Source organism: Bacillus cereus group sp. Bce041 (assembly GCF_052646455.1).
Map to the genome: position 1 here is coordinate 559,811 of NZ_JBQXON010000002.1, position 14,392 is coordinate 574,202.

Sequence of the window (14,392 nt, forward strand, 5' to 3'; positions counted from 1 at the left end):
AATGAGAGGAGAATGTACATGGATGTATCATTATTATTGGAGTATGGTTGGGTATTACTCATCCTAATTGCACTTGAAGGGATTTTAGCGGCTGATAACGCTCTTGTTCTTGCAATTATGGTAAAACATTTACCAGAAGAAAAACGAAAGAAAGCACTATTTTATGGATTAGCGGGGGCATTTGTTTTCCGATTTGGATCGTTATTTATGATTTCGTTCTTAGTCGATGTATGGCAAGTGCAAGCAATCGGTGCCATCTACCTTATGTTTATCGCTGGTAATCACTTATTTAAAACATATGTTAAAAAGAATACAGATGAAGAAACAGAAGAAAAAGAAGCAAAGAAAAAACAAGAGAACTTTTGGTGGACTGTATTTAAAGTTGAGGTTGCTGATATCGCCTTCGCAGTTGATTCAATTTTAGCTGCTGTTGCACTAGCAATGACTTTACCAAAAACAGGATTAGGTACAATTGGTAGTCTTGATACTGGGCAATTCGCTGTTATCTTTGTAGGTGGACTTATCGGATTAATCATTATGCGATTTGCAGCAACTGCTTTCGTACAAATCTTAAAACGTAAACCAGGACTTGAAACCGCAGCATTCTTAATTGTAGGTTGGGTTGGTGTGAAGCTAGCAGTTTATACATTAGCACACCCTGCATTAAATGTAATTCCACATTCATTCCCAGAATCCACTCCGTGGAAGCTTACATTCTGGATTGTATTAGTCGGAATCGCAGTTGGTGGTTGGTTCTTCTCAAAAGAAGTAGAAGTAAAAGTAGAAAAGAATTTAGACGAAAAAGCGCTGTAATTACAGCGCTTTTTCTTTTTTCTTTTTTCTTTCTTCCTCTCAATGTCCAGAAAAAATTACATTATACTACCTTTTGTAAACGTTTTCTTAATGTATGTATGTCCTTTTTGTGAAACATTGCACAAACTTATTGAAAGTGAGAACAATTCCATGTACTTTATTCATATAAGGAGTATTTATAGAAGATTTACTAAAGGAGCGTATTACTCATGCTAGAACAAGGACTAGATTATGTTGTCAAACTGGCTAAAAGCAAAAAGAAAATACTAGATACAAACCCAATGCAATATTTCATTCGTGCTGCACTTGCTGGTATTTATATCGGTTTTATTATTGTACTATGTTTTAAATTAGGTAACTTTTTTCACATTGCAGATTCACCAGCAACTTATTTAGCTGCTTCTATGTTTTTCGGGATTGCTCTCGTACTTATTATATATGGCGGTGCTGAATTGTTTACTGGGAACACAATGTACTTTACTGTAGCAACTTTAAGAAAAGAAACAACGATTTCTGATACACTACGTAACTGGGTTGCTTGTTATGCAGGTAACTTAGCCGGCGCGTTATTCTTTGCCTTACTATTTTACGCAACTGGAATTTTTGAAGCAATTGATCACGGTCACTTAATGAATAAAGTCGTTGAAGGAAAGATGAACACACCTACAGTGCAGTTATTCTTTAAAGCCATTTTATGTAACTGGCTCGTATGTCTTGCTTGTTTCTTACCTTCTCAGGTTAAAGGTGACACAGCAAAAATAATAGTCATGATGCTACTTGTTTTCACATTCTTCTTATCTGGTTACGAACATAGTATTGCAAACTTATCACTCTTTGCTTTATCTTTAGTTTCACCGCATCCTGAGACAATTTCTTTTTCAGGTGCTATTCATAACTTAATTCCTGTTACAATCGGTAACATTATTGGCGGATCAGTATTTGTCGGTATGGTATACCACTACTTAACAAAGAAAACACCTGAAGTTCAACAGGAAGAAACTGAAATCGCAGTAGCTCAACAAGAAGAGATTATTCCTTTACAAGCACATATGAAACACTAAAAACTCCAAAGTTTTACTTTGGAGTTTTTAGCTTCCCACGTATTTAACAACAAGGTGAGGATTAATTTCTCCTTCTTCCTTTCCCTTATCCATTCTCTGTTTCATCTTGTGCATACCGATGACATCATTCGTATGAAGGTGAATTTCATTTACATATAATCCCTCTGTACAAAAAGCTTCTACAAAATCTAGTCCATTTTTTGCTCCCCAGCCCATATTATAATCAAGGGAAAGAATATTCACATCATAATCCCGAACCATTTGCAAGGCACATTCTACTGTAGTTGCGGACACATACCCGAACGGGCAACTTCTTTGATCATCCATATATACGTTCATTTTCGATTCCCTCTCTAATTTGAATAAACAGCTAATACATAGCACATTGCCCCAAGACTAATAAAAGGACCAAATGGAATTGGCTTTCGTACTTCTATACGTTTTAATCCGATACCAATCCCGAAAAAACAAAGACTAAAACAAGATGCTAAAAATAAAACGATAAAAACTCCCTTCACTCCTACTATAAAACCAAGTAACGAAAGTAGTTTTATATCTCCTCCGCCAAGCCCTTCTGGATATATCTTTTGCATGCAATATAACAAAAGGAATATAACACCACTACCAACTATACTATCTGTCCAAGTAACTAATTGTACAAAAACACTTTCGAGAATGAGTAAAACCGCAAACGAAATTAAAATACAATCAGGAATTAACATATATAAGTAATCTGTAACTGAAATAATAAGAAGTAGCGAAAAAAGGGATAAAATGATAATAAGTTCTCGTTCTATTCCAATCATATACACGGTAAGAAGAAATATACTTCCTGTTATACATTCAAATGCTACATATATAATTGGAATTTTCCTCTTACAATTCGTACAACAGCCTCTTTGTATATAAAATGAAATGATGGGGATTAGTTCTTTTGGCCTTAGCACATATTTGCAATAATAACAATGTGAACGCGGGGTAATAATAGACGCACCTAATGGAACCCTCACCGCAACTAACATAAAAAAAGAACCAAACACCATCCCTGCTAACAGTGCATATAAATAAGTGAACATCCCTTCCTCTCCTTTCCCAAAAAACATAGCAAAAAAAGGAGAGAACTTCTACTTCATATTATCCTTTATTCTACTAAAAAAGCAGGCCATTTTCCGGCCTGCTTTCCCCTCTTTTATACGATGAAATATACTGCTTTTAATGGTCCATGTACTCCGACAACAAGATTCATCTCAATGTCAGCCGAGTTACTTGGCCCTGTAATAAAGTTAATACAAGATGCCGCTGTCTCCCCATTTTCTACGCGTGAGTTCATATCCTGAACTGCTTGTGTAATACGAGGCACAAGTGTTTCACGTGGAATAATAGCAAAATATACAGTCGGTAAAAAGTGTAAAGAACGTCCCTGCCCTTTATGACTTTGTACAACAATTGTACCAGATTCGGCTAATGTATAATCACTAAATGCAATACCAATATTCGCTTTTTCAGCTAAACGCATATTTTCGTCTTTTCTCTCTGGATCCCATACGTTTACTTCAACGTCTCGCTTTGGAAGTTCTTCTTTAAATAAAGATGTTAAACCATATGCATCAAAACGATCATCTGCTGATAATAAAATAGGTCCCCCGCCGTTTTCCATGATTACTTTTTGAAGGTCTTCACCTAAACGGTCATTTGTCGTTTCTACTACAGTTGTATGAATGTTTGTACATTGCTTTTTAAACACTTCTAGTAATTCTTCTTGTGAATAATCTTTTAACGTTTCTATATTCACATTACTTTTCCATACTGGACGCTCTACACCTTCTGTTTTACGTGCGCGCCCAAGTTCTTTTGCAATGTTATCTAGAAAGGCATCACGGTTTTGAATTAATCCTGTCATTATTTATCCCCGCCTTTCTTATGATCTTTATACCAATCACGGAATCGTTCTTTACTTGGAGCTGGGAATTCACGAATATCCGTCCAGTTTTTAAGTGGTCCAACACCTTTTGATACACGATTACCAGATGTAAATGGACTCATTGCCGCTGGTGCCATTTTTGAACCCATTTTATATAAAGCAGCTGAAGAAGCACCCATACTAAACATTTTCATCGCTAGTTTTTCTGCAAGTGGTGCACGACCTTCTTGCTCAACGATGACTTGACGATGTTTTAATAATAAATCATGCAATGGAATTTTTACTGGACAAGCTTCTGTACATGCTCCGCATAAACTAGATGCATAAGGAAGCTCTTTGTAATCATCATATCTACCTAGAAGCGGTGTTAATACCGCACCGATTGGTCCTGAGTAAATCGATCCATATGAATGTCCACCAACGTGACGATATACAGGACATACGTTAACACAAGCAGCGCAACGAATACATTGTAATACGGAACGGAATTCAGATCCAAGAATTTGAGAGCGACCATTATCAACAACCACTAAATGGAATTCTTCAGGTCCATCAACTTCCTCTTCTTGAATTGGTCCTGCTACTGTTACATAACTTGTTAATTTTTGACCTACTGCACTACGACATAGTAAACCAACTAAAACATCTAATTCTTCCATTGTCGGAACCATACGTTCCATACCCATTACCGCAATTTGTGTTTTAGGAATTGACATAACAAGATCTGCATTACCTTCATTCGTTACTAAACAAAGAGATCCAGTATTTGCAACAGCAAAGTTACAACCAGTTACACCAATTTCTGCATCCATAAATTTCTCACGAAGTTGTTTACGAACAAACTTTGTCATTTCATATGGGTCATCAGAATTTTCATAGCCTAGCTTTTCTTTAAATACATCGCGAATTTGCGTTCTATTTTTATGAAGTGCAGGTGCAATAATATGTGAAGGTGGATCGTTATCTACTTGCAAAATATACTCTCCTAAGTCACTCTCTAACACTTCACAGCCAATCTCTTCAAGCGCATGGTTCATACTAATTTCTTCTGTTACCATCGACTTTGATTTTACTACTTTTTTCGCTTGTTTCTTTTTGGCAACGTCTTGAATATACTTTGCAGCTTCCTCTTTCGTCTTCGCAAAGTACACGTGTCCGCCTCTTTTTGATACATTTTCACTTAACTGCATTAAGTAATAATCCAGATTTTCTAACGTATGTTGACGAATTTGTTCACCTAGTTCACGCCACTCTTCCCAGTTTCCTAATTCATCTGCAGCTTTTAAGCGATTCGTATATAAACGCGTTTGTGCAGAAGATACTGCTCCGCGCATAAACGAATCTTGAATTCCATCACCAACGCGATCATTAAATTTTTTCTCACTGATTTTCATAGACATAGCTTATGTTCCCCCTTCATGAGCGACTATTCAGTACCTCAGCAATATGCATTACTTTTACTTCTTTTCCTAAACGCTCAATACGTCCGCCAATGTTTAACAAACACCCACAATCTGCACCGATTAAATAATCTGCACCTGTTTCCATGACACTATCTACTTTTTCGTCTACCATTTGCTCAGAAATTGGAGTCATCTTAACTGAAAACGTTCCCCCAAACCCGCAACAATTTTGCACGTTTGGCAAATCTCTCACAGTTAATCCTTTTACATTTGATAATAAAATTCCTGGTGCTTCTTTTACTCCAAGCATACGCGTCATATGACATGATTTATGAATAGTAGCTATCCCTGGTAAACTTGCACCAACATCTGTAACTTTTAAAACATCTACAATAAACTGTGTAAATTCATAAGTTTTATCAGCAACTTTTTGTGCACGTTTAGCCCACTTTGGATCATCTTTGAAAACATGCGGATACTCATGAAACATTGTCGCACAAGAACCAGATGGCGTAACAATATATTCTGCATCTTCGAAAGTTTCAATCATATGTTTCATCGCTTCTTTTGCTGCTTCTACATGGCCGCTATTATAAGCAGGCTGACCACAACAAACTTGTGCTTCTGGAAATTCAATTTCACAACCTAAACGCTCCAACACTTCAACTGTTGCTTTGCCGACATTTGTTTCAAACATATCGACTAAACAAGTAACAAATAAAGTAACTTTCATAACTATTACTCCCCCTTTTTACAACTTCACCAACAAACATATGGTCATCAGATGATTTAGTAGAGAAGAAATAGGCTCAACCATGGCCTATCCTCTCCCTCTTCTAAAGAAAACGCTTACTTAATCTTTCTCTATTTTATCAGAAAATTAAATTTTTAAAAGATTAAATTACGAATTTATATCGTTTTTACCTGTGACAATATGTTCTACATTTGTTAAATGATCTAGCATTGCTTGCTGCGCTAATTCTACATCTTGTTTTAACACCGCATCATATATAACTTGATGCTCTTCTATAAGTCGTTCTGATGTCGTTTGTTCACCATATAAAATAATGCGTCTTGATTCACCAATTGTTTCAGCAATCATCTCTGAAACATGATTCATGAGTTCAAGCAAAATGTTATTATGCGAAGACTCTGCAATTCCCATATGAAATTGAAAATCGGCTTTTTCGCCAGCCTTTTCATCTCCAATGCTCTTTGCCATTTCATCTAACCAATGTTTCATATTTTGTAAATTATCTTCCGTACGTTTTGCCGCCGCTACTCGAACTGCCCCCACTTCAAGCACCTTTCGTACTTCTAATAAATTCAAAATATCTTCTTTCTTCATTAATAATCTATTGTTTAATGATTTCGTTAATGAAGAAGAATCGAAGTTCTTCACATATGTACCTTCTCCTTGTTTCATCTCAATTAAGCCCATCGCTCTTAGCGCACTTAGCGCTTCACGAACAGCAGATCTGCCAACTTGAAACTGCTCAGCTAATTGATGCACAGGGAGTAGTTTGTCACCAGGTTTTAACGTACCATTTTTAATCATTGTTAAAATAGCTTCAGATACTTCTTCGTAAATTTTTTTCGGTTTAATAGATTTGTACTCCAGTTAAATCACCTCAGTATCTTCCAAACAACAATTGAAACGATTTATAAGAACTTTGCATCATAACTATTTTAGACCGAATTGATAAGAAGTACAAATGTTTTGTTCATAAAATAGTCAAATTTTCGATATTTATTACATATTAATTTATATTTTTACGTATAAAGTGAAACTTTAATCAGTGGGGGTTTTGTTCATCGCCCACTGATTATTAGCCCTCACGAATCGGACTTTTACGGGCAGCAGGGCCTCCACCTAACTTCTTTGCTTCCGTTGAATTTTGAGGTGAGGGTCTTACTGCCCGGCGAATAGCGGGATAAATATTTTCTTCAATATAAAGAACATGTCCTAAAAATTAGAACATGCTCCCCTCATCCTGTACATTCAGTTTAATAATAACCGTTGTTCCCTTATCTTTTTCACTTTCAATTTTCCACTGTCCACCATGTATATGAACAATTTGTTTCACAATAGCAAGGCCTAAACCTGTTCCACCGTGTTGACGACTTCTCGCTTTATCAACTCGGTAAAAGCGTTCTCCAAGATTCTCCAAATGTTCTATATCAATACCAATTCCTGTATCTTTTATTTTTAATTCACAGTAATCATCGATTTGCTCTAAAGTTATAACGATATTTCCTTTTTGATTTGTATACCGTATCGCATTATCTAACACATTATGAAGCACTTGTTGCATACGATCTTCATCAATCATGACAATGACCTCTGGATTTAAATTAGTTGAAATATGAATTTCCTTTTCTATAAACTTAATCTCATACGTATCTAATACGTCTTCAATCAGCTGTGAAAAAACGATAGGTTGCTTCTTTAACGGAAAGTGCTCACCTTCTAATTGTGCTAAGTCTAACAAGTCATGAACGAGACGCTGCATACGACCTGCTTCTTTATGAATTAGCTGCGTTACTTTTTCCTGCTGCGGTCCCTTTGCAACACCATCTAAAATAGCCTCGCTATACCCTTTTATATAACTAAGTGGTGTTCTAAGTTCATGCGAAACATTTGCTAAAAATTCCTTACGCTTTACATCTTCTGTTTCTAATGAATTTGCCATTTTATTAAATGCTTTTCCTAATCGTCCAATTTCATCCTCTGAAGAAACTGTAATCCGCTCCGAAAAATCTCCCGTAGCCAAATGATTTGCAACCCGCTCCATTTGCGAAAGTGGCTTCGTAATTGCAATTATAATTTTCCTTCCAACCCATATCGTAATTAAAATCATAGCAATTGCTAACGGTGCTAAAATAAGACCCATATCATAGATTAAATCTTTTATACTTTTTAAAGGAATATACGAATAGACAATTCCGACTAATTTTTTATTTTCCAATACAGGGATGACAACCCCCATAATATTACGGTCAAAATGTTCTTCATATCCTATTTTTGTCACAGTTTTCCCGTCTAATAGCGTTTGCCTATCTCCTTCACTTATAAGAGAATGATGATGCACATCAAAAGGCAAACATGCGCTTAAATCACGCGGATTAGACACGAAAATAACGTCTGAACTAGATATTTGATCAAACGATCTTACTTTCTCTTCAAAAGTTGATATTCCTTCACGCTTATCATATTGAGCAGCAAGACTTTTTCCTTCCATTACTAACGAAGCTTTTAAATTATCAACGTATAATTTTTCATACGAGTATAAAGATACGAAATAAAGAAAGGACACTGTTACACATACTGCACATACTACTGTAAGCCAAAGTTTTTGTACCATCGTAAACATACGTTACACCTCAAATTTATAGCCTACACCCCAAACAGTTTGAATGTAGTTTCCACTTTCTCCAAGCTTCAAGCGCATCGTTTTCACATGCGTATCTACCGTTCTTGTACTTCCGGCATAATCATATCCCCATACCTTTTCAAGTAATTGCTCCCGGCTAAATACTTGTCCTGTATGTTGGCAAAGAAAATATAATAAATCAAACTCTTTTACAGTAAGAGAAATCGACTCACCATCCGCCTCTATTCGTCTACTTTTTTCATTGATAAGAATTGGTCCAAATTGAATCTCTTCTTGCTGTTCTTGCTTTGTATATCTTCTTAGCACAGCTTCCATACGGGCAACCAATTCACCAGGACTAAACGGTTTTACAATATAGTCATCTGCTCCCATACGTAAGCCGTTCACCCTATTCCACTCTTCACCTTTTGCCGTTAAAAATATAATCGGCACATCTGACGTTTTTCTAATTTCTTTACAAACTGAAAGTCCATCCATTTCTGGCATCATTATATCTAATACAACGAAATCATAATGATCCGTTTCTAGTTTTTTAAGAGCCTCTTTTCCATTCTCAGCTTCTCCCCACTCATATCCAAAGTTATCCAAATACATTCCAACAAGCTGTCTCATATCACTTTCATCATCTACAACTAGCACTCTATATTTATTCATTGTCCTTCCCTTCCCTCTCTATGAGTTGAAACGGTCCTTTTCCGACTTTAATTGTTTGTTTTATTTTCAAATTCTTCATATCTATAACGCACACTTCATCACTATCATAACTGGCTACATACCCTTCTGCTCCGCTCTCAAAAAATGCAAATGGATTCGACCCTACTTCTACAGAAGCTATTTCTTTATATGTTCTAATATCAAACTTTCTAAGTGTATTCGACCCATGACTGAGTGCATATACGTACTTACTATCCCTCGTTATATTCACAGGCATAAATGGAGCGTGTAAAGAACGCACCATTTCTCCACTCTGTAAAGAATACACTAACACTTTCTCATTTACTTGATTTCCATCACCATGTCCGCCAATCCATATTTCTTTCCCATCAGGACTAATCGTCGCTCCTGTTGATGCTGGCGGAATCATAAAGGATTGAATAACTTCTTTTTTCTTCGTATCAATTGTCGTTAGTTTCGTATCATAAAAGTTTAGTACAGATAACCGATTCTGATACTCTACCATCGTTATAGGCCCTTTTCCTGTTGAAACATTTCCTGTCTCTTTCCCATTTATCGTAAAGAACCTTACCTTTTGAACATTTTGATCAGCAGCAAATAATTGTTTTTTATCTGCTGATACGACCACATTTACAATGCCCTTTCCAGTTTTATATTTTCCCACTTGCCTTCCTTCCGCTAGTGAATATACATACATATATTCTAATTGCTTACCGTATACAAGTATTTCATCGCCATTTGGAAGCAGTGTGATTCCGGCCATTGGCTCATTTAGTTCCCATGTCGTAATTAACTTTTTATCTTTTTTATCAATAAAACTAATGCTGCCTTCTTTTATATTCGTAGTTATAATAACATTTTTATCTTTAGCAATTGGTGTATATGAACTTCCTTGACACCCTACTAATAGAAATAAAAAACAGAGAAGAAAAACATACTTTCTCAAAAGATTCCCTCCATCTTCGGATGATTTCGTTATAATTGTAAAATAACAAATAAATGTGTGGAAAGTGTGAAATTTCCCTTTCTTACTCAATTTACATATATAATGTACAACAAATAGAATTTGAGGTGTGTCAATTATGCTATTTCCTGATTTAGCGAATAAAATTGTACGAGAAGTACGCAGACTAATTACAGAAAATATTATTATCATTAATATAGAAGGCGTTATTATCGCAAGTACAGATACAGAAAGAATTGGTCAATTTCATGAAGGTGCACTCCGCTGTGCCAAACAAAAGAAAACCGTCATCATTACAAAAGAAGATGAAAGGCAATTGCAAGGTGTAAAGGCTGGGATGAATCTTCCTTTATTATTTCATGATGAAGTAATTGGTGTCATTGGAATTACAGGAGAACCTGAAAATATTTCACGCTACGGAGAAATATTGCGTAAGATGACCGAATTATTAATTCATGAAAACTACTTTTTAGAGCAACTAGAACTTGAGCACCGTTCTTATGAAGCTTTTGTCTTTGATTGGCTTCAAAATACAGAGTGGTCTCCAAGTTTTCTTGATCGCGCCAAAACACTTGGTATTGATTTATATAAGAAAAAACAACTTATTTTGTTTTCTATTGGCAAAAATGACACGATGCTCCAGCGTAAAATATGGCAACACATACGTAATATTTTAACAAAAGAGCATCTATTTGTTCGCTGGGGAAATGATCGTTTTATTTTATTTACAGCGATGAGCTCCAAAGAACAAACTTATCAATTTTTAAAACGGTTAAAACAAGACTGCGAAACTTTATTTTCTATTCCTTTATATATAGGGATTGGACAAACAGTTACCCCAAACAATATGAGCATATGTTACGAACAAGCATTACGCGCTCTTTCTGTATCATTGGAAACGAAAAAAATTGTATTTAATGAAGATTTACGTTTAGAAATGTGTTTACAAGATATTTCTGTCGAAACGCGTGAACAATTTCTAGAGCGTACCATCGAAAACTTATTATCATTTCCTGAGCTTATGCAAACTTTACGCTTATTTATCGATTATAACCAATCTTATAAACAGACGGCTAAACAATTACATATACACATTAACACATTACATTACAGGCTAAAAAAGATTGAAGAACATACAGGACTTGATCCAAAACAATTCAAAGACTTAAACGTTTTGTACTTCGCACTTCTCCTATTAGATAATTATACAAAAAAGAATGATAAAACAGATTAATCTTTAGATGATTATACATAGAAAGAATCCCTCGACTTTTTTATCATTATAATGAAAGCACTGTTACCACGTTGTTTATTATAACTAAACACGTTAACAGTTTGAGGGGGATTTCCAATGTTAGAAAAACAAATTATTCATTCATTCGTATCTATTGTTGGCGAAGATAATGTAGATACATCCAATATGGGGCGTTTAACTTATAGTTATGATGCCACTCCAAACTTCCAAGCAATGCCTGATGCAGTCATTGCTCCTCGTAATACAAATGAAGTAGCTGAAGTGTTAAAAGTATGTAACACTCACAAAATCCCTGTGTATGTGCGCGGGTCTGGAACAAACCTTTGCGCAGGAACATGTCCACTTGAAGGCGGTATCGTCCTTATTTTCCGCCATATGAACAATATTTTAGAAATTGATGAAGAAAACTTAACAATTACTGTACAAGCTGGTGTCATTACACTTGATATTATTAAAGCGGTAGAAGAAAAAGGTTTATTTTATCCACCAGATCCAAGCTCGATGAAAATTTCTACAATCGGCGGTAATATTAATGAAAACTCAGGTGGATTACGCGGTTTGAAATATGGCGTAACACGTGATTATGTAATGGGGCTTGAACTTGTCTTACCAAATGGCGATATTATTCGCACTGGTGGTAAATTAGCAAAAGATGTAGCTGGTTACGATTTAACTCGTTTATTTATCGGTTCTGAAGGAACACTTGGCGTGGTAACAGAAGCTATATTAAAACTTGTTCCTATGCCTGAAACAAAGAAAACAATGCTTGCACTATATGAAGATATTAATGAAGCTGCACATGCTGTTTCTTCTATTATTGCAAATAAAATCATTCCAGCAACACTGGAGTTTTTAGACCAACCGACAATTGAAGTAGTAGAAGAGTTTGCACAAATCGGTTTACCTACAGATGTAAAAGCAATTTTATTAATCGAACAAGACGGTCCGCCCGAAGTAGTCAATCGAGATATTGAAAAAATGGCTAACGTTTGTCACTCTATGAATGCGGTTGATGTTCGCGTTGCAAAAAGTGAAACAGAAGCAGATGCGCTTCGTACCGCTCGCCGTAGTGCTCTATCAGCGCTCGCACGATTAAAACCTACTACAATATTAGAAGATGCGACTGTACCACGTTCACAAATCGCTCCGATGGTTGAAGCTATTAATGCCATTGCAAAAAAATATAATATTCCTATTTGTACGTTTGGACATGCTGGTGATGGTAATTTACATCCAACTTGTATGACAGACGCTCGTAATGCAGAAGAAATGCACCGAGCTGAGCAAGCTTTTGCTGAAATATTTGCGAAAGCAATTGAACTTGGTGGCACAATTACTGGTGAACATGGTGTTGGTGCAATGAAAGCTCCATATTTAGAAATGAAATTAGGTAAAGAAGGTATTGCAGCTATGCAAGGAATAAAGCAAGCTTTCGATCCAAATAACATTATGAATCCTGGAAAAATGTTCGCGAAAGACACTCGAAAAAGAGTGGTGGTTGAGCGATGACCACATTAAATAAAGAAAATATTCAAAAAGAATTTAAAGAACGATTAAGTGAAGATGAATTACTAAACTGTATGCGATGCGGTTTTTGTTTACCTACTTGTCCTACCTACATTCAATCCGGATATAAAGAGTCACATTCACCGCGCGGACGTATTGCATTAATGAAAGCAGTCGTTGATGGTTTAATCGAACCAGATGAAGATGTTGAACATACATTAAACGTTTGTCTTGGTTGCCGTGCTTGTGAGCCTGTTTGTCCATCTGGTGTAAATTATGGACATTTATTAGAAGAAGCTCGTGATATTATTAATCAAAATAAAAAATTCTCAGTGCCAGTGAAAGCTGTTCGAAAAGTCGTTTTTGAAGGATTATTCCCCCATCAAAATCGAATGAGAACATTAACTGGACTAATCGGATTTTATCAACGTTCTGGTTTACAAACGCTAACACATAAAACAGGGATTATGAAGTTATTCCCTGAAACCCTTGCAACGATGGATCTCGTTTTACCAAAAGTCCCTAAAATGAAAGCGATGAAAGATCGTCCTTCATTTTTACCTGCAGAAAGTACAAAGAAAAAACAAGTTGCATTCTTTACAGGCTGCTTAATGGATACGATGTTTTTAGAAACAAATAATGCAACGATGAAACTTCTTCAATTAGCTGGTTGTGATATCGTTATTCCGAAAACACAAAGTTGCTGCGGTGCATTGCATGGACATGCTGGTGAAAAGAGTGGAGCAAAAGAATTAGCAAAGCGAAATATAAAAGCATTCGAAAATTTAAACATCGACTATATTATTACGAATGCAGGTGGTTGCGGGGCTTATCTTGTAGATTATGATTATCTTTTAAAGGATGATCCGGATTGGGCTGAACGTGCTAAGCAGTTTGTTTCTAAAATTAAAGATATTACTGCTATACTAGTAGAATTAGACTTCCATAAGCGAACTGACTTACGACTCACGCCGCAGGTTATTACGTATCAAGACTCTTGTCATTTACGCAATGTTATGCGCACATCTTCTGAACCTCGTATGTTACTAGAGGCTATCCAAGGTGCAACATATCGAGAAATGAAAGATGCCGACCGCTGCTGTGGCTCTGCTGGTATTTACAATATTGTTCATTCAGAGTTATCAATGGAATTTCTAGATTACAAAATGGACCGTGTGCATGAAACAGAAGCAGCAACCATTGTTACTGCAAATCCAGGTTGTTTATTACAAATGAAATTGGGCATTGAGCGAGAAGGGCTTTCTCATAAAATGAGAGGAATTCACATTGTGGATTTATTATTAGAAGCAATTGAAACTAACTCGTAATAACTCGTAACATACGTAATAATAGGAAAACGGCTATCTCCTTCGTCTATGTAAAGAGATAGCCGCTTTTT

General features: G+C 35.9%; 14 protein-coding genes. 5 read left to right on the forward strand and 9 right to left on the reverse strand.

Translation table 11 applies throughout. The features are described from left to right. Nucleotides 1–18 precede the first annotated feature (18 nt). Complete coding sequence (locus tag ACUN13_RS08890; RefSeq protein WP_000383314.1) at nt 19–813, forward strand: TerC family protein; 795 nt, start codon at nt 19–21, stop codon at nt 811–813. Between the two features lie 209 nt (nt 814–1,022). Further along, nucleotides 1,023–1,874, forward strand: coding sequence for a formate/nitrite transporter family protein (locus ACUN13_RS08895; RefSeq protein ID WP_025687762.1), 852 nt, complete (start codon nt 1,023–1,025; stop codon nt 1,872–1,874). A 27-nt stretch (nt 1,875–1,901) separates the two neighbouring features. Here ACUN13_RS08895 and ACUN13_RS08900 read toward each other — a convergent pair whose 3' ends face one another. The 9 genes from ACUN13_RS08900 to ACUN13_RS08940 form a co-directional block, all read right to left on the reverse strand. Then, the gene (locus ACUN13_RS08900) at nt 1,902–2,213 is read right to left on the reverse strand and encodes a cyclic-phosphate processing receiver domain-containing protein (RefSeq protein WP_001103770.1); all 312 of its coding nucleotides are present in this window, start codon (nt 2,211–2,213) and stop codon (nt 1,902–1,904) included. A gap of 14 nt (nt 2,214–2,227) precedes the next feature. Continuing rightward, nucleotides 2,228–2,950, reverse strand: coding sequence for a prepilin peptidase (locus tag ACUN13_RS08905; RefSeq protein ID WP_000495726.1), 723 nt, complete (start codon nt 2,948–2,950; stop codon nt 2,228–2,230). Nucleotides 2,951–3,063: 113 nt separating this feature from the next. Further along, nucleotides 3,064–3,774, reverse strand: coding sequence for a LutC/YkgG family protein (locus ACUN13_RS08910; RefSeq protein ID WP_000147187.1), 711 nt, complete (start codon nt 3,772–3,774; stop codon nt 3,064–3,066). After that, nucleotides 3,774–5,195 (reverse strand): LutB/LldF family L-lactate oxidation iron-sulfur protein, encoded by a 1,422-nt coding sequence (locus ACUN13_RS08915; protein ID WP_025687761.1) that lies wholly within the window; start codon nt 5,193–5,195, stop codon nt 3,774–3,776. The genes ACUN13_RS08910 and ACUN13_RS08915 overlap by 1 nt, the downstream gene beginning before the upstream one ends. Before the next feature lie 16 nt (nt 5,196–5,211). Continuing rightward, nucleotides 5,212–5,931 carry a (Fe-S)-binding protein gene (locus ACUN13_RS08920; RefSeq protein ID WP_000869148.1) on the reverse strand — a complete coding sequence of 240 codons (720 nt, stop codon included), beginning with the start codon at nt 5,929–5,931 and terminating at the stop codon, nt 5,212–5,214. 168 nt (nt 5,932–6,099) lie between these two features. Beyond that, the gene (locus ACUN13_RS08925; protein WP_254904515.1) at nt 6,100–6,789 is read right to left on the reverse strand and encodes a FadR/GntR family transcriptional regulator; all 690 of its coding nucleotides are present in this window, start codon (nt 6,787–6,789) and stop codon (nt 6,100–6,102) included. Nucleotides 6,790–7,171: 382 nt separating this feature from the next. Beyond that, entirely contained in the window at nt 7,172–8,572 is a 1,401-nt protein-coding gene (locus ACUN13_RS08930) for a sensor histidine kinase (protein WP_000494796.1), read from the reverse strand. A gap of 3 nt (nt 8,573–8,575) precedes the next feature. Then, nucleotides 8,576–9,247, reverse strand: a complete 672-nt coding sequence (locus ACUN13_RS08935; protein WP_001046397.1) for a response regulator transcription factor — start codon at nt 9,245–9,247, stop codon at nt 8,576–8,578. Next, nucleotides 9,240–10,214, reverse strand: coding sequence for a YncE family protein (locus ACUN13_RS08940; protein WP_001234152.1), 975 nt, complete (start codon nt 10,212–10,214; stop codon nt 9,240–9,242). The genes ACUN13_RS08935 and ACUN13_RS08940 overlap by 8 nt, the downstream gene beginning before the upstream one ends. A 127-nt stretch (nt 10,215–10,341) precedes the next feature. On the opposite strand from ACUN13_RS08940, the gene ACUN13_RS08945 reads away from it, so the two are divergent. The 3 genes from ACUN13_RS08945 (at nt 10,342) to ACUN13_RS08955 (ending at nt 14,321) form a co-directional block, all read left to right on the forward strand. Further along, entirely contained in the window at nt 10,342–11,466 is a 1,125-nt protein-coding gene (locus ACUN13_RS08945; protein WP_157797734.1) for a CdaR family transcriptional regulator, read from the forward strand. 117 nt (nt 11,467–11,583) lie between these two features. Further along, on the forward strand, nt 11,584–12,996 hold the full coding sequence (gene glcD / locus ACUN13_RS08950; RefSeq protein ID WP_445423757.1) for a glycolate oxidase subunit GlcD: 1,413 nt from the start codon (nt 11,584–11,586) through the stop codon (nt 12,994–12,996). After that, nucleotides 12,993–14,321: a (Fe-S)-binding protein gene (locus tag ACUN13_RS08955; protein ID WP_025687758.1), complete on the forward strand. Its 1,329-nt coding sequence runs from the start codon at nt 12,993–12,995 to the stop codon at nt 14,319–14,321. Before glcD ends, ACUN13_RS08955 begins: the two co-directional genes overlap by 4 nt. Nucleotides 14,322–14,392: the final 71 nt, after the last annotated feature.

What these genes read in the sequence shown, in the direction of transcription:
- ACUN13_RS08890 (WP_000383314.1), top strand. Translation starts at nt 19, where the DNA reads ATGGATGTATCATTATTATTGGAGTATGGTTGGGTATTACTCATCCTA.
- ACUN13_RS08895 (WP_025687762.1), top strand. Translation starts at nt 1,023, where the DNA reads ATGCTAGAACAAGGACTAGATTATGTTGTCAAACTGGCTAAAAGCAAA.
- ACUN13_RS08900 (WP_001103770.1), bottom strand. Translation starts at nt 2,213, where the DNA reads ATGAACGTATATATGGATGATCAAAGAAGTTGCCCGTTCGGGTATGTG.
- ACUN13_RS08905 (WP_000495726.1), bottom strand. Translation starts at nt 2,950, where the DNA reads ATGTTCACTTATTTATATGCACTGTTAGCAGGGATGGTGTTTGGTTCT.
- ACUN13_RS08910 (WP_000147187.1), bottom strand. Translation starts at nt 3,774, where the DNA reads ATGACAGGATTAATTCAAAACCGTGATGCCTTTCTAGATAACATTGCA.
- ACUN13_RS08915 (WP_025687761.1), bottom strand. Translation starts at nt 5,195, where the DNA reads ATGTCTATGAAAATCAGTGAGAAAAAATTTAATGATCGCGTTGGTGAT.
- ACUN13_RS08920 (WP_000869148.1), bottom strand. Translation starts at nt 5,931, where the DNA reads ATGAAAGTTACTTTATTTGTTACTTGTTTAGTCGATATGTTTGAAACA.
- ACUN13_RS08930 (WP_000494796.1), bottom strand. Translation starts at nt 8,572, where the DNA reads ATGTTTACGATGGTACAAAAACTTTGGCTTACAGTAGTATGTGCAGTA.
- ACUN13_RS08935 (WP_001046397.1), bottom strand. Translation starts at nt 9,247, where the DNA reads ATGAATAAATATAGAGTGCTAGTTGTAGATGATGAAAGTGATATGAGA.
- glcD (WP_445423757.1), top strand. Translation starts at nt 11,584, where the DNA reads ATGTTAGAAAAACAAATTATTCATTCATTCGTATCTATTGTTGGCGAA.
- ACUN13_RS08955 (WP_025687758.1), top strand. Translation starts at nt 12,993, where the DNA reads ATGACCACATTAAATAAAGAAAATATTCAAAAAGAATTTAAAGAACGA.